At 67.7% G+C, this 19,090-nt stretch carries 18 protein-coding genes; 4 read left to right on the plus strand and 14 right to left on the minus strand.

Translation table 11 applies throughout. From position 1 onward, the window contains the following. Positions 1-275: 275 nt before the first annotated feature. On the minus strand, positions 276-1,166 hold the full coding sequence (locus tag VF716_RS11120; RefSeq protein ID WP_011914730.1) for a cation diffusion facilitator family transporter: 891 nt from the start codon (positions 1,164-1,166) through the stop codon (positions 276-278). A gap of 24 nt (positions 1,167-1,190) precedes the next feature. After that, positions 1,191-1,607, minus strand: coding sequence for a polyribonucleotide nucleotidyltransferase (locus VF716_RS11125; protein WP_106442383.1), 417 nt, complete (start codon positions 1,605-1,607; stop codon positions 1,191-1,193). A gap of 384 nt (positions 1,608-1,991) precedes the next feature. On the opposite strand from VF716_RS11125, the gene VF716_RS11130 reads away from it, so the two are divergent. Beyond that, entirely contained in the window at positions 1,992-2,297 is a 306-nt protein-coding gene (locus VF716_RS11130; RefSeq protein WP_014597793.1) for a hypothetical protein, read from the plus strand. Positions 2,298-2,356: 59 nt separating this feature from the next. Then, positions 2,357-4,882, plus strand: coding sequence for an ATP-dependent helicase HrpB (gene hrpB, locus VF716_RS11135; RefSeq protein WP_254161902.1), 2,526 nt, complete (start codon positions 2,357-2,359; stop codon positions 4,880-4,882). A 3-nt stretch (positions 4,883-4,885) separates the two neighbouring features. Here the strand turns inward: hrpB and VF716_RS11140 are convergent, their stop codons facing one another. Continuing rightward, a complete protein-coding gene (locus VF716_RS11140; RefSeq protein ID WP_095461267.1) occupies positions 4,886-5,692 on the minus strand; it encodes a substrate-binding periplasmic protein in 807 nt (268 codons plus the stop codon). Between the two features lie 81 nt (positions 5,693-5,773). Between VF716_RS11140 and VF716_RS11145 the strand changes: the two genes are divergently transcribed. Further along, positions 5,774-6,601 (plus strand): SDR family oxidoreductase, encoded by an 828-nt coding sequence (locus VF716_RS11145; RefSeq protein WP_045633345.1) that lies wholly within the window; start codon positions 5,774-5,776, stop codon positions 6,599-6,601. A 10-nt stretch (positions 6,602-6,611) separates the two neighbouring features. Here VF716_RS11145 and VF716_RS11150 read toward each other — a convergent pair whose 3' ends face one another. Both VF716_RS11150 and VF716_RS11155 read right to left on the minus strand, forming a co-directional pair. Then, positions 6,612-7,040 (minus strand): VOC family protein, encoded by a 429-nt coding sequence (locus tag VF716_RS11150; RefSeq protein ID WP_011914724.1) that lies wholly within the window; start codon positions 7,038-7,040, stop codon positions 6,612-6,614. A gap of 76 nt (positions 7,041-7,116) precedes the next feature. Further along, a complete protein-coding gene (locus tag VF716_RS11155; protein WP_014597789.1) occupies positions 7,117-7,797 on the minus strand; it encodes a YciC family protein in 681 nt (226 codons plus the stop codon). A 117-nt stretch (positions 7,798-7,914) separates the two neighbouring features. Here VF716_RS11155 and VF716_RS11160 point away from each other — a divergent pair, with 117 nt between their 5' ends. Continuing rightward, positions 7,915-8,391 (plus strand): LabA-like NYN domain-containing protein, encoded by a 477-nt coding sequence (locus VF716_RS11160; protein ID WP_242100299.1) that lies wholly within the window; start codon positions 7,915-7,917, stop codon positions 8,389-8,391. Between the two features lie 201 nt (positions 8,392-8,592). Here the strand turns inward: VF716_RS11160 and dxs are convergent, their stop codons facing one another. The 9 genes from dxs to VF716_RS11205 form a co-directional block, all read right to left on the minus strand. Continuing rightward, positions 8,593-10,491 carry a 1-deoxy-D-xylulose-5-phosphate synthase gene (gene dxs / locus VF716_RS11165; RefSeq protein ID WP_017246496.1) on the minus strand — a complete coding sequence of 633 codons (1,899 nt, stop codon included), beginning with the start codon at positions 10,489-10,491 and terminating at the stop codon, positions 8,593-8,595. A gap of 107 nt (positions 10,492-10,598) precedes the next feature. Next, entirely contained in the window at positions 10,599-11,486 is an 888-nt protein-coding gene (locus tag VF716_RS11170; RefSeq protein ID WP_011914720.1) for a polyprenyl synthetase family protein, read from the minus strand. Then, entirely contained in the window at positions 11,486-11,728 is a 243-nt protein-coding gene (locus VF716_RS11175; protein ID WP_003283056.1) for an exodeoxyribonuclease VII small subunit, read from the minus strand. The genes VF716_RS11170 and VF716_RS11175 overlap by 1 nt, the downstream gene beginning before the upstream one ends. A 141-nt stretch (positions 11,729-11,869) precedes the next feature. Next, positions 11,870-12,631 carry a siderophore ferric iron reductase gene (locus VF716_RS11180; protein ID WP_049325092.1) on the minus strand — a complete coding sequence of 254 codons (762 nt, stop codon included), beginning with the start codon at positions 12,629-12,631 and terminating at the stop codon, positions 11,870-11,872. Next, entirely contained in the window at positions 12,615-14,423 is a 1,809-nt protein-coding gene (locus VF716_RS11185) for an IucA/IucC family protein (protein WP_049325091.1), read from the minus strand. Before VF716_RS11185 ends, VF716_RS11180 begins: the two co-directional genes overlap by 17 nt. After that, positions 14,420-15,007 (minus strand): GNAT family N-acetyltransferase, encoded by a 588-nt coding sequence (locus VF716_RS11190; protein ID WP_017246493.1) that lies wholly within the window; start codon positions 15,005-15,007, stop codon positions 14,420-14,422. Before VF716_RS11190 ends, VF716_RS11185 begins: the two co-directional genes overlap by 4 nt. Then, positions 15,004-16,158, minus strand: coding sequence for an MFS transporter (locus tag VF716_RS11195; RefSeq protein WP_049325090.1), 1,155 nt, complete (start codon positions 16,156-16,158; stop codon positions 15,004-15,006). The genes VF716_RS11190 and VF716_RS11195 overlap by 4 nt, the downstream gene beginning before the upstream one ends. Beyond that, positions 16,155-17,474 carry a lysine N(6)-hydroxylase/L-ornithine N(5)-oxygenase family protein gene (locus tag VF716_RS11200; protein WP_440552699.1) on the minus strand — a complete coding sequence of 440 codons (1,320 nt, stop codon included), beginning with the start codon at positions 17,472-17,474 and terminating at the stop codon, positions 16,155-16,157. The genes VF716_RS11195 and VF716_RS11200 overlap by 4 nt, the downstream gene beginning before the upstream one ends. Next, a complete protein-coding gene (locus VF716_RS11205; RefSeq protein ID WP_440552700.1) occupies positions 17,471-18,997 on the minus strand; it encodes a pyridoxal phosphate-dependent decarboxylase family protein in 1,527 nt (508 codons plus the stop codon). Before VF716_RS11205 ends, VF716_RS11200 begins: the two co-directional genes overlap by 4 nt. Between the last annotated feature and the right edge of the window lie 93 nt (positions 18,998-19,090).

Here is a 19,090-nt window from a genome sequence, read left to right on the forward strand (position 1 = left end):
CAGCCCCCGGCAGAACGACCACGGCACGCGATCCCCGCCGCGGTCACCGAAAGTCTTACCGAGACCGACGGTCCGGGCCTCCGGCGCTCACGAGGCACCGTGCGAAGCAGCCGTTACCATCGGCCAGACGAATCGAAGAGACCACGCCCAGGCGTGGTCTTTTTCGTTGTGGGCGTCGTGGGGGTTTGGATGTGATCGGCGATGCAAGGTCTGCAAACCTGCAAGCGATACAGACAGGGGCTCTATCGCCCCGACGCCTGACACTGGTCGAAGGCTCACCGCCTCGGCGGCGCTACCTCAAGCGGGTCGGCATGCACCAGCACCTCCGCGTTCGGATAGCGGTCATGAATCGCATTCTCCACCGCCACACACAGATCATGTGCCTGCGACAGCGGCAGTTCACCAGGCAGTTCCAGGTGCAACTGGACGAACCAGCGCGTGCCGGAAACCCGCGTGCGGAAGTCATGGCAACCATGTACCCCGGGCACTTCGCAGACCAGTTGCTGCATCTGTTCGCTGATCTCCGGCGACAGCTCGGTATCCATCAGCACGGCCCCGGCCTCGCGGACGATGCTGATCGCGCTCCAGAAGATGTAAAAGGCGATGGCGATGCCGAACAACGCGTCGGTACGCTCCCAGCCAAAGCTGGCGAGGACCAGCGCGAGCAGGATGCTGCTGTTGAGCAGCAGGTCGGAGCGGTAGTGCAGCGAATCGGCGCGAACGGCGGTGGAACCGGTGATTTTCACCACGTGATGCTGGTAGGTCAGCAGCACGGCGGTCATCACCAGCGAGAAGATCATCACCGCGATGCCTACACCCTGCGCGCCCAACGGTTGCGGATGCAGCAGGCGGTCGACGCCTTGCACGCCGACGAGGATCGCGCTGACGCAGATGAATGCCGCCTGCCCCAGCCCGGCCAGTGCCTCGGCCTTGCCATGGCCGTAGCGGTGATCGTCGTCCGCCGGGCGCAGCGAGTAGTGCACCGCCAGCAGGTTGAGCAGCGAGGCGGCGCCGTCCAGCAGCGAGTCGGTGAGGCCGGCCAGCAGGCTCACCGAGCCGCTCAGCCACCAGGCGACGGCCTTGCTCAGCGCCAGCAGGATGGCCGTCGCCAATGCCGCGGCGGTGGCCCGGCGCATGAGCCGGGCGTGGTCGCGATTGATGCTCATCGGCGGCGGCTATCCCTGTGCGCGTCAGGCGGCCGGGCGCAGGCCGAAAGCGGCCAGCTGCTCGACGCTGCCGTTGTGCTGGATCAGTCGTGGGTCGTCCAGCGGCAGGCTGCGGCCGGTTTCCGCCTCGATGATGGCTTTCAGGCGGGCCTGGTCGATCTGCCCATCGGCGCCGATCGCTTCCTGCAGTTTCTCCGGCGCAACGGAGTACTGGTCGTCGGGCAGGTAGATCGCGCCAGTGGCGAAGTCGATACCGAAAGCAATTAGGCCAGGGAGGAGGTAGAAGATCAGGCCGACTGCATTCAGAGCCGCAATCGCCGGGTCGATGCGGCCTTCGATCTGCCCGCGGCGATCGGGATAGAACAGCGTGCCGCAGGCGGTCAGCTGGGTGAACAGGGAAGCGGCCAACACGCCGCCGATGATTCGGTTACGGGTACGCATAAAGACCTCCGGGAAAAGTGGCGCAACTATACAAGGGCTGGATGATGTTTTCTCGACATCAGACCATGCCGCACGCACGGGTGTTCGGTACCCGGCAGCTTTACCCAGTCCTTACCGAGCATTGACGGAGCCCTGCGCGGCTCAGGCGGATAATCGCGTGGCGATTCCTCTCACTCGGAGTGCACCACCATGTTCGGATCATTGCCGCGCGCCGCGCTCGGCGCGTTCCTTTCCTTCTGCGTTGCAGCGACCGCCCTTGCTGCACCGCCCGGGCCGGGTCCGGGCATGCAGCGTGGGCCGGGAGGCCCGGGGCCCTACCCTGCGCCAGGGCCGCGTCATGGGCACGGACTGCCAGCCGGCGCGCGGGAAGTGTGGATCGGCAGCATGCTCTACTTCGTCGCCGCCGGAACCTATTACCTGTGGAATGCCGAGCGCAACGTCTACGAACCCGTCAGCCAGCCGCCGCTGCCGGCCAGCGAGGCCACGCGATATGATGTGATCGCCTACCCGGCCAAGGGCCAGAGTGCCGAGCAGCAGAGCCGCGACCGCTACGAGTGCCATAGCTGGGCGGTCAGCCAGAGCGGTTTCGACCCGGCCAGCGCCCGGACGGCCCCGGCGGCCAGCGTTGCCGACACCTACAAGCGCGCCCTCGGTGCCTGCCTGACCGGACGCGGCTACAGCGTCAACTGATGCGTCCAGCTTCGGGCGGGCGCTTCGGTTGTTGAATCGTCTGCCCGAAGCGAGTGCTCATGAATTCCCTACCGATCGACGAAGTTCTGCCGGCGTTGCGCCAGGCCCTGCAACAGCGCGACGAAGCCGTGCTCGAGGCGCCGCCCGGCGCCGGCAAGACCACCCGCGTGCCGCTGGCGCTGCTCGGCGAAGCCTGGCTGGCCGGGCAGACCATCATCATGCTCGAACCCCGCCGGCTGGCCGCCCGCGCCGCCGCCGAACGCCTGGCCAGCGAGCTGGGCGAGCGGGTCGGCGAGACGGTGGGCTACCGCATCCGCCTGGACAGCAAGGTCGGGCCTAACACCCGCATCGAGGTGGTCACCGAGGGCATCCTTGCGCGCCGCCTGCAGGACGACCCGGCACTGGAAGGCGTCGGGCTGGTGATCTTCGACGAATTCCACGAGCGCAGCCTGGATGCCGATCTGGCCTTGGCGCTGACGCTCAATGCGCGTCAGCTGCTCCGCGACGAGCCGCTCAAGCTCCTGCTGATGTCGGCGACGCTGGAGGGCCAGCGCCTGTCGGCGTTGCTCGACGAGGCACCGGTGGTGCGCAGCGAGGGGCGCATGCACCCGGTGGAGCAGCGCTGGGGCCGCCCGCTGGCGCCGGGCGAGCGCATCGAGCCGCGGGTGGTGCAGACGGTGCTGCAGGCGCTGCAGGACGAGCGTGGCAGCGTGCTGGTGTTCCTCCCCGGGCAGGCGGAGATCCGTCGGGTGAACGAGGCGCTGGCCGAGCAGCTGGAGGGGTGCGGCGACATCCTGCTCTGCCCGCTGCATGGCGAACTGGAGCTGGCCCAGCAGCGTGCGGCCATCGAGCCTGCACCGGCGGGCCTGCGCAAGGTGGTGCTGGCGACCAATATCGCCGAGACCAGTCTGACCATCGAAGGTGTACGGGTAGTGGTGGACGCCGGGCTGGCGCGGGTGCCGCGCTTCGATCCCGGCAGTGGCATGACCCGCCTGGAAACCCGGCGCATCTCCCGCGCCTCGGCCACGCAACGGGCGGGGCGGGCCGGGCGGCTGGAGCCGGGCGCCTGCTACCGGCTGTGGTCGGAGGAGCAGCACGGGCAGCTGGTGGCCTACGGTGAGGCGGAAATTCTCCAGGCGGACCTTGCCGGCGTCGCGCTGCAGCTAGCGCGCTGGGGCGTCGAGCCCGACGAGCTGGCCTGGCTCGATCGTCCGCCGGCCGCCGCCTACGGCCAGGCGCAGGCCCTGCTGGAGCGCCTCGGTGCGCTGCAGCGCAGCGAGCACGGCGGCTGGCAGCTGACCCGCCACGGCCAGGCGATGGCCGAGCTGCCGGTGCATCCGCGCCTGGCGCACATGCTGCTGCGCGGGCAGGCGTTGGGCGTGGCTGCCTTGGCTGCCGACGTGGCGGCGCTGCTGGTCGAGCGTGATATTCAATCCGGCGGGCCGCGCGGCGGCGGAGCCGATCTCGCCCTGCGCCTGCATCAGTTGCAGGATGGTCGTGGTGCTGGGGTGCAGCGCGTCCGGCAACTGGCCCGGCAGTTTCGCAGCTTGCTGCGCGCTGCCGCGGCGGCGCCGGCTGCTGAACTCGATGAGCAACACGCGCTGGCCGCGCTGCTGGCCTTCGCCTATCCGGACCGGGTGGCCCGCCAGCGCCGCGAGGGCGGCGGTGGCTATCGGCTGGCCAACGGCCGCGCGGCGCAGTTCGGCGAGCCGGACCCGCTGATGAAGGAATCCTGGTTGGTGATCGCCGAGCTGGGCAGCCATCAGGGCCAGCGCGAGGAGCGCATCTATCGCGCCGTGGCGCTGGACCCGGCCTTGTTCGAGAGCGCGCTGGCCGAGCAGGTCGCCGTGCGCGACGAGCTGGAATGGGACGAGCGCGAGGGCGTGCTGCGTGCCGAGCGGCAGCGGCGGGTCGGCGAGCTGGTGCTCAGTCGCGAACCGCTGCCGACGCTGGACGAAGAGGCACGTGGCAAGGCGCTGCTCGCTCTGGTGCGGCGCAAGGGGCTGGAACTGCTGGCCTGGACGCCGGAGCTGCGCCAGTGGCAGGCGCGCATCGGCCTGCTGCGCCAGCTCGAGCTGGATGCGGGCGACACCAGCGACTGGCCGGATGTCAGCGACGCCGCACTGCTGGCACGCCTGGAGGACTGGCTGCTGCCTTACCTGGGCAAGGTCACGCGGCTGGCGCACTTCGCCCAGCTCGATCTCGCCGCGATGCTCGCCACCCTGCTGCCCTGGCCGCTGCCGCAGCGCCTGGAGGAGCAGGCACCGGTGGCCGTCACGGTGCCCTCCGGCTCGCGCATTCGGCTGGACTACAGCGAGCAGCCGCCGGTGCTGGCGGTGCGTCTGCAGGAGCTGTTCGGCCTGGCCGACACGCCGCGTATCGCCGGCGGCCGGCAGGTCGTTAAGCTGCACCTGCTGTCGCCGGCGCGCCGGCCGGTACAGGTCACCCAGGACCTGGCGAGCTTCTGGGCCAATACCTATGCCGAGGTGAAGAAGGATCTGAAGGGGCGCTATCCCAAGCATTACTGGCCGGACGATCCGCTGATCGCCGAGCCCACCGCCCGGGCCAAGCCCCGCGGGCAATGAGGCTCAGTCGGAGGGCAGGCTGAGGTCTTCGCCGGCCTGGCGCAGCGTTTCGTAGGCCTGATCCAGTGCCTCGACGATGGCTTCGGCGTCTTGCGCATGGCGTGAAACGATGAAGTGGATCGGCACCTGGGTCAGGCGCAGGTAGGGCAGCTCTTCCATGTTCAGGCGCTGCCGGGCCTGCTCCACCGGGATCTGGTAGTCGAGCAGGTAGTCGCCGCGCTTGCGCCGCAGCATTTCCAGCGCCGACAGGTGATTGCTGGTGCGCAGCAGGCGCAGGTCGAGCGCCGGGTTCTCGAGGATCGCGTTGATGTTCGGCCAGTAGCTGTAGCCGCCGATCAGAATCAGCGCCTTGCCGGCCAGATCGTCGGGAATGCGCGGCACCGGTGTGCCGGCGCGGTGATAGAGGTTGAGGTTGATCTGGCTGAGGGTATGCCGACCCTCCAGCGTATGGGCGGCCAGCTCGGGCTTGCCCCGGGCACCTGGCCAGAGGTCGATGCTGCCATTCTCCAGCGCCGCATAGAGCCGTGCGCCGGGCAGCGCGCGAAAGTGCACGCCGTAGCCGGCCTGGCGGGCGACACGCCGAGTCAGCTCCGCCAGCTCGCCACGCGCCGTGCCGTGGGCGTCGGTATAGATGGCGGGGGCGAATTCGTAATAGCCGACGTTGAGAATTCGCTGCGAAGCCATGGCCCCGGCAGACAGACTGCAGAGCAGGGCCACGGCCAGTTGGAGAAATGCTTTCAAGAGATCGATCACTGGCTTGCGCTGGTCCGGCAAGCATGCGCAGGCGTTGCGCTGTTGTCCATGAGGCATCTTGCCGTGACGTGAGGTATGTCCGCTTATCTCGACCTATGCTCAAGGCAAGGCGCGATGTCGCGGGCGAGGAGTACAGGTATGCAGCGCAAGGTGTTCGATCGCAAGGTGTTCAACCGCAAGCTGGTGCTGATCACCGGCGGCTGCGCCGGAATCGGCCGCGCCCTGGCGGTACGCATGGCCCAGGCTGGCGCGCGGCTGGTGATCTTCGATCTGCATCAGGATGCGCTGGATGGCCTGGTGCAGCATCTGGCCGATCACCACAACGCCGAGGCGCTGGGGCTGTGTTGCGACGTCAGCGATGCCGAGGCGGTGCAGCGTGCGGTGACGCTGGTGATCGAGCGTTACGGCGGCATCGACGTGCTGGTCAACAATGCAGGCATCACCCATCGCAGCCCGGTGGCCAACACCAGCCTGGCGGTGTTCCAGCGGGTGATGGCGGTGAATTTCTACGGCGCGCTGCATTGCACCCAGGCGGCGCTGCCCAGCCTGATCGCCCGGGACGGGCAGATCATCGTGCTCAGCTCGCTTTCGCAGTATGCCCCTGTGCCCAACCGCGCCGCCTACAACGCCAGCAAACACGCGCTGCACGGGCTGTTCGAGACGCTGCGCGGCGAGCTGAGCGATACCGGGGTGCATGTGATGCTGGTCTGCCCCGGTTACACCGCCACCGACCTGCGCAAGAACGTGCTGGTCGGCGACGGCTCCACCGCGCCGTCGCCGGTGCTGGACATCGGTCGGGTCGCCTCGCCGCAGGATGTCGCCGAGGCGATCTACCAGGCCGCGCTGCGTCGGCGCGCGTTGCTGGTGCACTCCAATCTCGACTGGAAGGCGCGGCTGCTGGCGCGCTGGTGCCCGCGGCTGTACCAGCACCTGCTGCTGCCACGGCTGCTCGGCACTCGAACCTGATGCTCCGCGGTCACTCGCCGCTGCCGTAGAGCTGCTCCATCAGCGCGGCGTCCCAGTAGGCCGCCTCGATCTTGTGACCGTCCAGATCACGGACGAAGCAACCGTAATAGGGCTCGCCATACTCCGGCCGTGGTCCGGGGGCGCCTTCATCGACCGCGCCGGCGGCGATGGCGGCTCGGTGGAAGGCATCCACGGCAGCCTGATCGGCGGCGAAGAAGCCCACATGGGTGCCGTTGCCGACGGAGGCGGTGCCGCCGTCGAAGGGGCGCTGGACCCAGAATTCGGGATATTCGCGGCCCCAGGCGACCGCACCCGGGTGTTCGAGGATGCGTTTGCAGCCGAGGGTGGCGAGGACCTGGTCATAGAAGGCAACCGCCTCGTCGAAGCGATTGCTGCCCAGGGAAATGTGGGAAAGGATGCTGGGGTTCTGTTCGGCCATGGTGCGTTCTCCTTGAATGGCCACGCAAGCCTAGCAGGCCGTCGACGCCTGACCGCGGGACCAGCCGAACGGCGTCTCAGCCGGGCTCCGACTGCCTTGCCGGCGGTTCGCTGCAGAGCATGAAGCAGCGGAACAGCATGATGGTCGGCAGCAGTTGCAGCAGGCCGACCACGCCATCCAGCAGCATCGCCGGCAATAGCGGCGGGGTCTCGTCAGCGAACAGCTGAGCGGCGATCCAGACCTCGAGCATCCAGACCGGCAACAGCACGGTCATCACACAGCCAAGGACCAACAGGAAATGCCCGCGGGTGAGCTGGAAGCTCTGCTTCAGCGCTGCCAGCGGCGTCAGCCCGCGCAGCACTAGCAGGTACTCGGCGAAGGCGATCTTGACCATTACCCAGATGCCCGGCAGCACGAACAGCGAGGCACCGAGCAGGATCAACAGCGTGCCCAGCCCCGAAAGCACTGCCAATGCTGGCCACAATGGCAGCGCCCGGGCATAGACCGCGCCCAGAGCCGGATCATGGCCACGGCTGCGCGCGTCCAGAAAGAGGATCAGCGCGCCGACGTACAGCGGGTAGAAGATCAGGCCCACCAGCAGGTCCAGGGCGGGCGGTGCGTTATCGCCGAGCCAGTGATCGATCCCCAGACGGGTCAGACTTTCCAGCAGAATCAGCGGCAGGCAGAGCCGGACGATGGTCAGGAAGTGGCGGGAGTAGAAAAACCAGGCGTCGCGCAGGATGGCAAGAACGTTCATTGCAGTCCGCAGTCAGGGAGCGTTTCGGGGGGCGCCACTGTAACGGATGCGGGCGAGGCGGGACATGCGCGATTTCGCCGTCCATACTGGCGGTCCATTCAGATTTCAGGCCGCCGCGTGAAGAAGATCGCCCTGTTCGCCGATGTGCAGAACCTCTACTACACCGTGCGCCAGGCCCATGGCTGTCATTTCGATTATTCGGCGCTGTGGGCCGATGTCAGCCGGCGCGGCACTATCGTCGAAGCCTATGCCTACGCCATCGAGCGCGGCGATCCGCGCCAGCAGCAGTTTCAGCAGATCCTGCGCAAGCTGGGCTTCACGGTGAAGCTCAAACCCTATATCCAGCGCAGCGACGGCTCGGCCAAGGGCGACTGGGACGTGGGTATCACCATCGATGTGCTGGATGCAGCGGCGCGGGTCGACGAGGTGGTGCTGGCATCCGGTGACGGTGATTTCGACCTGCTGCTCGAACGGGTGCGAGCCGCTGGCGTCGAGGCCACTGCCTACGGCGTGCCGGGGCTCACCGCGCAGTCATTGATCCGTGCGGCAACGCGTTACGTGCCGATCGAGGGTAATTTGTTGTTGCGTGGCTGAAATCCGCCGCTTTGAGAAACGGGATTGTCTGCCAACGGGGCGACTCGGAGTTGCCAGTGTAGGGTGGGTGACGCTCCACCCATCCACCGCAGCGGAGCCACGCTCGTGGAAAATGCTGCGCAGTTTTCCACTCTACGCCTCCCACTCAGCGGCGTTGTGATCGTAGGGTGGATGACGCTTCACCCATCCACCAAAACGACGTCAGGCTTTGCCGAGTGCTGCCAGGCGCTTGCGCACCGCCGCTTCGATGCCGGCTGCATCCAGGCCGCACTCGGCGAGCATTTCGCTGGGCTTGGCGTGCTCGACGTAGTAGTCCGGCAGGCCCAGGTGCAGGATCGGTCGCAGCACGCCTTCGGCAGCGAGGAACTCGGCCACCGCACTGCCGGCACCGCCCATGATGCTGTTCTCCTCGACCGTCACCAGCAGCTCGTGGCTGCCCGTCAGTTCGCGCAGCAGGGCTTCGTCCAGCGGTTTGACGAAACGCATGTCGACCACCGTGGCGTCCAGCGCCTCGCCGACCTGCAGCGCCTCGGGCAGCTGCACGCCGAACACCAGCAGCGCCACCTTGCTGCCCTGACGGCGCACCACGGCCTTGCCGATTTCCAGCGGTTCCAGGGCCGGCTCGATGCTGGCGTTGGGGCCGCTGCCGCGCGGGTAGCGCACTGCGGCCGGGCCTTCGAAGTGGTAGCCGGTGGTGAGCATGCGGCGCATCTCGTTCTCGTCGCTGGGCGTCATCACCAGCATGCCGGGGATGCAGCGCAGGTAGGACAGGTCGAAGCTGCCGGCATGGGTCGGGCCGTCCTCGCCGACCAGGCCGGCGCGGTCGATGGCAAACAGCACATCGAGGTTCTGCACCGCGACGTCATGGATCAGCTGATCGTAGGCGCGCTGGAGGAAGGTGGAGTAGATCGCCACCACCGGCTTCAGGCCTTCGCAGGCCATGCCGGCAGCCAGGGTGACCGCGTGCTGCTCGGCGATGGCGACGTCGAAGTAGCGGTCCGGATAGCGTTCGCTGAACGCCACCAGGTCGGAGCCTTCCTTCATCGCCGGGGTGATGCCGGTCAGGCGCGGGTCGGCGGCGGCCATGTCGCATAGCCACTGGCCGAAGACGTTGGAGTATTTCGGCCCCGTGGGCTTCTTCGGCGCTGGCGGCGCGCCGACTGGCTCCAGTTTGCTGATTGCATGCCAGGTGATGGGGTCGGCCTCGGCCGGGGCGAAGCCCTTGCCCTTCTTCGTCACCACATGGAGGAACTGCGGGCCGTCGAGGTCGCGCATGTTGCGCAGAGTGGCGATCAGGGTCGGCAGGTCGTGGCCGTCGATGGGGCCGATGTAGTTCCAGCCCAGTTCCTCGAACAGGGTGCCGGGCACCAGCATGCCCTTGGCGTATTCCTCGGTGCGGCGGGCGATTTCCCAGGCGCCTGGCAGGCGCGAGAGGATCTTCTTGCTGCCTTCGCGCATGCTCGAATAGGTGCGGCTGGAGAGGATCTTGGCCAGGTAGTTGGACAGGCCGCCGACGTTGCGCGAGATCGACATGTCGTTGTCGTTGAGCACGACCAGCATGTTGGCGCCGACTTCCGGGGCGTGGTTGAGCGCCTCGAAGGCCATGCCGGCGGTCAGCGCACCGTCACCGATCACCGCGATGGACTTGCGCTGTTCGCCTTTCAGACGCGCGGCGACTGCCATGCCCAGGGCGGCGCTGATCGAGGTGCTGGAATGACCGACGCCGAAGGTGTCGTACTCGCTCTCGACCCGGCGCGGAAAGGCGGCCAGGCCGTCCTTCTGGCGCAGGGTGCCCATGCGCTCGCGGCGGCCGGTGAGGATCTTGTGCGGATAGGCCTGGTGGCCCACGTCCCAGACCAGCCGGTCGTCCGGTGTGTCGTAGACGTAGTGCAGGGCGATGGTCAGTTCGATCACGCCGAGGCCGGCGCCGAAGTGCCCGCCGGTGCGGCCGACGCTGTACAGCAGCTCCTGGCGCAGTTCGTTGGCAAGCTCTTCGAGTTCCGCCTCGCCCAGTCGGCGCAGCTGCTCGGGGGTCGCCGCTCGGTCAAGAACGGGCGTCGCGGGGCGCACCCGAGGAATCTCATGGAACGTCTTGGGCATCAGGCGGATCGTTGTCGTTGAAAAAAGAGCGGCAGTTTACCCGATGGGCCCCTCGATAAGAACGGCCCCGGGTCCGGTAGGGGTTTGACTGCGATTTCGGCGAAAGGTCAATTGCGCCGTTCAACGATGTAGCGCGCCAGTTCCCTTAGCGGCTCGGCGGCGAAGTCGAAAGGCCGCAGGGCGTGCAGTGCCTGGTCGCGCAGTTCCAGGGCGTAGGCCTTGGCCGCGTCCATGCCGAGCAGGGCCGGGTAGGTCGGTTTGTCCCGGGCGATGTCGGCGCCCTGGTGCTTGCCGAGCGTGGCGGTGTCGCTTTCCACGTCGAGGATATCGTCCTGGACCTGGAAGGCCAGGCCGATGGCGCGTGCATACTGGCTCAGCGAGGCGAGGTTGTCGGCATCGGCACGGCCACTGGCGAGGGCGCCGAGTTGCACGCTGGCCTCGATCAGCGCCCCGGTCTTGTGCCGGTGCATCAGCTCGAGGGCATCGCGATCGAGCTTGAGGCCCACCGAGCCGAGGTCGATGGCCTGGCCGCCAACCATCCCCGCAGGCCCGGCGGCGCGCGCCAGCACGGCGAACATGCGCAGGCGCAGGGCAGCATCCTGCGGGTTGTGGCGTTCCTGGGCCATGGCCTCGAAGGCCAGGCTCTGCAGGCCGTCGCCGGCAAGGATGGCGCAGGCCTCGTCGAAAGCCTTGTGGGTGGTGGGCTGGCCGCGACGCAGGTCGTCGTCGTCCATGGCCGGCAGATCGTCGTGCACCAGCGAATAGGCGTGGATCAGCTCGACCGCGCAGGCGGCGCCGTCGGCGCTGGCCTTGTCACCATTCAGTGCTTCGCAGGCGGCGTAGACCAGCAGCGGGCGGACGCGCTTGCCACCGTTCATCACGCTGTAGCGCATGGCCTGGTAGAGCCGCTCGAGCTGCGGCAGCGGCGGGACGAAGAGGGCTTCGAGGCAGCCGTCGACGCGCTGCTGACAGCCTTTCTGGTAGTCGCCGATCATCATGCTTCGGGGTCCGACTCGAAGGGGGCTTCCTGCAGGCTGCCGTCGCGTTCCAGCAGGATCTGCACCTTCTGCTCGGCCTGGCTCAGCGCCGCCTGGCAGTCGCGGGTCAGGCCGATGCCCTGTTCGAAGCAGGTCAGCGAGTCTTCCAGCGACAGCTCGCCGCTCTCCAGGCGCTCCACCAGCTGTTGCAGCTCGGCAAGGGATTGTTCGAAATCGAGTGCAGCTTTCTTGCGGGCCATGGCGGGAACCTGTCGTCGGCGGCGAGTCGGAAACGGGCGCGACATTAGCAAAGAAACGCCGGTGGCAGCCACAAGGTTTGCCCGCGTGATGTGTATCAACCTGCGTAGGCCGGCGGGGTGCCCTCCAACCCGCGCCGCCGCTCAGTGGTCCTGCTCGCGCAGTCGCCTTTCCCGTTCGGCGAGCGGCAGCTTCGGGCAGCTGTCGCAGAGTTCGCCATCGGCGCGGCGAAAGTGCTGGCAGCACGCCTTGCGCTGCAGGCCCAGGCGCGTACCGCCTTCGGCCAGCGGTACCGCGAGCAGGCCGCTGGCGCCGGACATGGCGCAAGCCGCCAGCCAGACGTCAGCCGCCCGGCACAGTTGCAGGTTGCCGCAACCGTCGAGGCGCTGGCTATGCAGCAGTGCGGCCATGACGCAGTCGGCCGCCAGCCGCTGCGCCAGCTTGGGGTGCAGCCCGAGCAGCGGCCCGCTGACGGCCTGGGCCTGTTCACAGAAGCCACGGATCTGGGCGCCGGCATGGCGCAGCAGGCGCTGGGGCTCGCCCTGCAGTGGCTGGTGATCGGGCAGGCAGAACCCGGCGACGAAGCCCTGTTCGACGCCCTGCGCCAGGCCGTCCAGGCACGGGGCCTGGCCGGCCAGGCGCACCGCGAGCACCTGTAGGTAGATGGGCTGCCAGACCAGCAGCGTCCAGCAGCGCGCCGCCCAGTAGTGGCGGCCCGCTTCCGGACAGGCCGCCCGCCAGTGCGCCAGCAGCCTGGCCACAGACTGTGGATGCTCCAGCGTCAGCTCGTCGGCGCGGGGTGCGCCGACCCGACCATCGAGGCCCGGCAGCACGCGACGCAGGCGCAGCAGCAGGCTGCCCAGCGCATCCGTGGGCGGCCAGCGCGCTTCAGCGCTCCGGTGCATAGCGCGCCACGGGGTTCTTCAGGGTGCCCGCGAATTTCAGCGCTCCGGCCGGATCGGCGAGGTCGAGCATCTGTCGGTTGTTGCCCAGCTGCAGGCGGTTCAGGCAGGAGCGGGCGAATTCCTCGGCGAACAGGTCGTAACGGGCGAACTTGTCGCGCAGCTGCGGCTGGCTGGCCTGGTAGTCGGCGATGCAGTCGGCGACCTGCTGCCAGAAGCGCTGCTCCGGCAGGCCGCCCTGTTCGTCGAGAATCTGCGCCAGGTAGCGGAAGAAGCCGTCGAACACGTCGGTGAAGATCGACAGCACCTTGAGCTCGTCCGGCACCGAGACGGCGAGACGGCCGACCGCTTCGGGAATCTTCGCCTCGGCATCGAGGATCACCGCTTCCTCACCGATGTCCTTCATCAGCACGCGGACCGGCACATGGTCTTCCAGCACCAGGATCAGGTTTTCGCCATGGGGCATGAAGACCAGGTCATGGGCATAGAAGCAGTGCAGCAGCGGCTTCAGGTAGGCATTGAGGTACTGCCGCAGCCAGCGGTCGGCGGTGAGTCCCGACGCGCTGATCAGCGTCGGCAGCAGGGCGCGCTCGTCGCCGTCGCTGTGCAGCAGCGCGGCCATGGTCATCAGCCGCTGGCCGGGTTCGATGTGGCCCAGCGGGCTCTCGCGCCAGAGCGCCGAGAGCATCTTGCGGTAGGGGCTGCTGGCCGGCAGCGCCTGCTCGTAGTAAGGGTTGCGATAGCCTATCGCCGCCACCTCGCGCAGCAGCTGGAAGCCGCAGTCGCGCAGCAGCGGGTCGCGCGCCACGCGGCCGGCGAGGTAGGCGTTGATCGCCGGGGTCGCCTGCATGTAATAGGGCGACAGCCCGCGCATGAAGCCCATGTTGAGGATCGACAGGGCGGTCTTCACGTAGCGCCGCTGCGGCTCGCTCTGGTTGAAGAAGGTGCGGATCGACTGCTGCGCCAGGTAACGGTCGTTGCTCAGGCCGAGATAGACGATCTGCCGGTTGGCGATCTCCGCGGCGAAACCGATGGCCAGGATGTTGTGCCACTGCCAGGGATGCGCCGGCATCAGCAGATAGTCGTCCGGGTCGAGCTGCAGCGCCTGCAGCTGGTTGTGGAACACGCCGAGCTGGCCACCCAGTTCCTCGCGCAGCAGGGTCGCCTGGTCGAGCCCGTCGATGGCGCTGTAGCTGGCGCGGCTGCGGTGCACGGCGAGCCAGACCAGACGCACCGGGCTGGCGGCTTCCGGCGCGTAGGCGCGGTAATCCTGGGCGTCGAACCCCATCCGCCCGTTGTTGGCGACGAATCCCGGATGACCTTCGCGCATGCCGGTCTCGATCTGCTGGAAGTCCGACAGGGCCAGCTGGGCCGCGCTCAGCGGGCTGTTGGCGAGCTTGTAGGCGCTGCCGAACAGGGTGCTGCTGATCTCGTCCAGGTAGAGCGGCAGGTTGGTTTCGGAAAGGCCGAGGACGTCGCTGAACTCGATGATGAATGCAAGGGCATCCAGCGGCTGTGGTTCCCCGTTGCTGAGCTTTTCGATGGAGTCGGTGGCGATCGACCAGTGATCCAGCGCCAGCCGCCGCGCCCTGAAGCGGTACTCGGTCGAGCTGTCCGGCACGGCGACGCGGTAGTGGCTGTCACCCAGCGGCTCGGGGCTGAGCAGCTTCTCGTGGCTGAACTCGGCCAGCGCCTTTTTCAGCAACAGGCGATTGGCGCGGGCCCAGAGTTCGGCTTGCAGATGGTCGGTGGCCAGGTCGCTGGTAGCGGTCGGCAGGCGTACGAGCTGATTCATTGCGGATTCTCCTGAAGGGTGGCGAGGAACTGCGCGCGGGTGCAGAACGCCAGGCAGGCGTCCTTCTCCGGCAGATGCAGCAGGCACTGGTAGACGAAGCCGACCCGGCGGTTGAGCGCATGTACCTTGGCGTTGCGCGCGTCGGGCTCGACGACGATGCGGCGGGCGAAAGGGTCGGCGAACTGATAGGCGAGGATGCTGCGCATCACCTCCAGGCTGAAGCCGTGCACCGGGCGCTCGCAGGGGGCGAGCAGCAGGTGCATGCCGCGGTCGCCGGGGCGCACCTGATAGTGGTCGGCGAGCCGGTCGTGGGCAGGGTGGTAGCCCTCGAACAGGAAGGCCGGCTCGCCGTTCCACAGGCCGAGGGCGATGTCGCGGTGACTGCTGCGCTGGATCTCGTCAACGTAGTCGGCCAGCTGCGTCAGGCTCATGTGGCCCATGCCCCAGAAGCGCGCGTAGTCGCGGCGCAGCCAGTCCTGCAGCAGCGGCAGGTGCTCGGGTTGCAGGGTTTCGAAGTGCATCGCGCCGAGTGCGCAGTAGCGGACGAAGCGCGGACCGTCCGCGCGGGAAAGAGCGGTGTTCATGGTTTGGCTCCACAGAGAGGCGCCCCGACCGGTGCCGAAACCAGCAGCCAGCGCAGGGCGCATGCGGTGAGAACGAGGCCCAGCGCCGAGAGCAGGAACGGCGCGGCGAGGCCGGCATCACGTACCACCACGCCGGCCAGCCAGGAGGCGGTGAGTACGCCGAGGTTCTGGAAGATGTTGATCAGGCTGTAGTCGCGGCCGTAGTGCTCCGGCCGGCTGAGGGCGAACAGTCGCGCATCCAGCGCCACGGTGAGCTGGTACAGCGCCCAGCCGAACAGCACGCGCCCGGCCAGCACCAGCGGCATCTGCTCGACACCCTGCAACGCCAGCCCGGCGGCGCCGAGCAGCAGCCAGGCGGTCAGGTGCTGCCCGGCGTGGTAGTGCAGGGCGAGGGCGAGCAGTGCCAGCATGCCGGGAATGGCGTAAACCAAGCCAGTGATCCAGCTGGCCTGTGGTCCGCCGAGCTGTTCCCAGTACAGCGTGAAGAACGGCCGCGCCAGGTAGACGCAGAAGTAGAAGGCCAGCATCAGCAGGCACAGTCGGGCAATGGCCAGATGCTCCTCCCGCGGCCTCGGTGGCGTGCTCGCATCGACCCGTGCCGGCTGCGGCGCATGGCGCAACAGCAGCAGGCTGACGGCCATCTGCACGAAGTCCATCAGCCCCATCAGCACGAACATCCGCGCCGGACTGAGGTAGTGCAGCACGCCGCCGCCCAGCGTCGCGCCGGCGATTGCGCCCAGGTGCACCACCACCGAAAGCAGGCCGATGGTGCGTACCTGCTGGTCGGTGCCTACCAGGCCCATGACGTAGGGATACATCAGCAGATAGCTGGCCTTGAAGGCGATCATCGCCAGCGACACCGGCCAGAACAGCCACTGCCGGTCGATGGCCGCACAGGCCAGTGCCAGCACGCCGGCTACCAGCTGACCGACGATCAGCAGCCGCAGCGGGTGAGCATGGCGTGCAAGGCGCACCCACACGGGCAGTGCGAGCATCGCCACCAGGCACACCGCGGCCAGGTACAGCCCGACCTGCTCGCTGCGCAACTCGCCGAAACGCTCGGCGAAGTATTGCGGGTAGAACGGCATCAGCAGGCTGTCGCCGAGCACGGCCAGCAGTGTCATGCCGATCAGTGCGCGTCGCAGCGTCATCGCGCCGCCACCGCGCCCTGGGGCGTGAGCGGCTGCGGCAGGCTGAACTGCTGGAAGGCGATCTTCGTCTCCACCGCGTAGTGCTCGCGCCCGCAGATCTCGCGCAGGATGCAGGCGTTGCGGTAGCAGCCCATGCCGAGATCCGGCGTCACCAGGCCGTGATCGGCAAGCCCGGCGTTCTGCACGAAGACCTCGTCGCCGTTGCGGTCGATGCTGTAGTTGCGCGCCACGGCGAAGCGCTCCGGCGCCTGCCAGACGATGCGTTCGGCGATCGGCTGGATGAAGCGTGGCAGGCGGTACTGATACCCGCTGGCCATCACCAGCGCCTCGCAGCGGTGCCGGTAGCTCTGCTGCAGTTCGTGCTGGAAGAACTCCAGCTCCAGCGTGCCGTCGGCCAGGCGCTGGCAGCGGCGCAGCTCGGCGTTGGTCAGCAGCTGGGTCGGCACCTCGCCCTTGAGGCTCTGGTTGTACAGCTCGTCGTAGATGGCATTGATCAGCGTACCGTTGATGCCCTTGTACAGGCCCTTCTGGCTGTCGATGAGCTTTTCCCGGGTGCTGCGCGGCAGGCTGTGGAAGTAGTCGATGTACTCGGGGCTGGTCATTTCCAGCGTCAGCTTGGTGTATTCCAGCGGGAAGAAGCGCGGCGCGCGGGTGATCCAGTTCAGCTGATAGTCGTGGCGGTCGATTTCCTGCAGCAGGTCGTAGTAGATCTCCGCCGCGCTCTGGCCGCTGCCGACCACGGTGATCGAGCGCTTGCCCTGCAGGCGAGGCTTGTCCTGCAGGTAGTTGCCGCTGTGGCTGACGTGGTCGGCCAGGCCTTCGCAGCAGCTCGGCAGATAGGGCGTGGTGCCGGTGCCGAGTACCAGGCGGCGGGTGAGGAACTCGAAACCCTCGCCGCTGCGTGCATGCACCCCGCGCACGCGGTAGCAGCGACGCTCGTCGAGGTAGTCGACGTGCTGGACGAAATGCCCGAAGCGCAGGCTGTCGAGCTGCTCCACCACCCACTGGCAGTACTGGTTGTATTCGCGGCGCATCAGGAAGAAGTCTTCCTTGATGTAGAAGGCGTACAGCCGCCCGATCTGCTTGGCGTAGTTGAGAAAGCTGAAACGGCTGGTGGGGTCGGCCAGGGTCACCAGATCGGCCATGAACGGCGTCTGCAGGGTGGCGCTGTCGAGCATCATGCCGGGATGCCAGTTGAAGCCCTCGGCGCGGTCGAGAAACAGGCAGTCGAGTCCGTCGATGGGCTGTGCCAGGCAGGCCAGGCCAAGGTTGAACGGGCCGATGCCGATGCCGATGAAGTCGTAGATCTTGTTCATGAGCGATCTCCTACTGGTTGGCGGTCGTCGAGCAGGCGGGCGCCGTGGTCACGAATCAGCTCGACGATGGAGCGCAGGTCGTCCAGCGTGGTTTCCGGGTTGAGCAGGGTGAACTTGAGGTACTGCCGACCCTTGACCACGGTGGCGGCAATGACCGCCGCGCCGGAGCGGAAGATGGCCTTGCGGATCTCGCGGTTGATGTCGTCCAGGCGCTCGTCCGCCACGCCTGCGGCGACGAAGCGGAACACCAGCGTGCTCAGGCGCGGGGCGAAGACTTCGAAGGCCGGGTCGTCGGCGAGCAGGCGATGGGTGTCGGCGGCGCGGTCGATGACTTCCTCGAACATCGCGCCGAGATGCTCGGCACCGAGGATGCGCAGCGTCAGCCAGAGCTTCAGCGCGTCGAAGCGGCGGGTGGTCTGGATGCTCTTGTTGACCAGGTTCGGCGTGCCCTCGCGGGTCTGGCTGCGCGGGTTGAGGTAGTCGGCGTGGTGAGTGATGTAGCTCAGGTGTTGACGCCGGCGAACGAAGAAGCCGCTGCAGCTGACCGGCTGGAAGAACGACTTGTGGTAGTCCACGGTGACCGAGTCGGCGTGTTCGATGCCGGTCAGCCAGCCGCGGTAGCGCGGCGCGACCAGCAGGCCGCCGCCATAGGCGGCATCGACGTGCAACCAGACGCCATAGTGCTGGCACAGCGCGGCGATCTCCGGCAGCGGGTCGATGCTTCCGAAGTCGGTGGTGCCGGCGGTGGCGACCACGGCCATGGGCAGCTCGCCCAAGCGCTGACAGTCCGCCAGCGCCTGGGCCAGCGCCGGCACGCTCATGCATTGGGCACTGTCGGTTTCGATGCTGCGCACGGCGTCGTAGCCCAGCCCCAGCAGCGCGGCGGATTTCTGCACGCTGAAGTGGCTGGCGCGGGAGGCGAAGATGCGCAGTCGGCCCGCGTCCGGCGGTAGCCCGTGCTGGAGGTTGCCGCCGTGGCCGGGCAAGCAGTTGCAGACGTGCTCACGGGCCAGCAGCAGCCCCATCAGGTTGGACTGGGTGCCGCCGCTGGTGAATACGCCGTCGGCCTGACTGCCGAGGCCGATGCGCGCGCAGGTCCAGTCGATCAGGCGTTGTTCGATCAGCGTGCCGCCGGCGCTCTGGTCCCAGGTGTCGAGCGAGGAATTGAGCGATGACACCAGCACTTCGGCGAGCAGCGCCGGCAGCACCACCGGGCAGTTGAGATGGGCGACGTAGCGCGGATGGTGGAAATACACCGCGTCGCGCAGATAGAGCTGATCCAGCTCGCGCAGCGCGGCGCCGGCGTCGCCCAGCGGGCGCTCGAGATCGACGCGTTCGAAGTCGGCGGCCAGCTCGTGCGGAAGGATGCCGCTGAACGGCTGCTGCTGACGCTGCAGGCACTGCTGCACCAGGTTCAGACCCTGCTGCAGGAGCCGGCGGTAGTCATCATGATTGCTGCGGGTGAACAGCCCGTTGCTGGCGGGGCCGGGGGCGAAGGGCACTACGGTACTGGACGGGGTCATGCACATTCCTCGGGCCGAGCGCGGCCGCGACCCGGAGCGGGCCGTTTTCGCGGCGTCGGTGGTTTCTTGTCTGGCGGCGTGGCCGCACGAAAG

It is taken from the genome of Stutzerimonas sp. Brlt_14 (assembly GCF_051948915.1).
Classification (GTDB): Bacteria; Pseudomonadota; Gammaproteobacteria; order Pseudomonadales; family Pseudomonadaceae; genus Stutzerimonas; species Stutzerimonas stutzeri.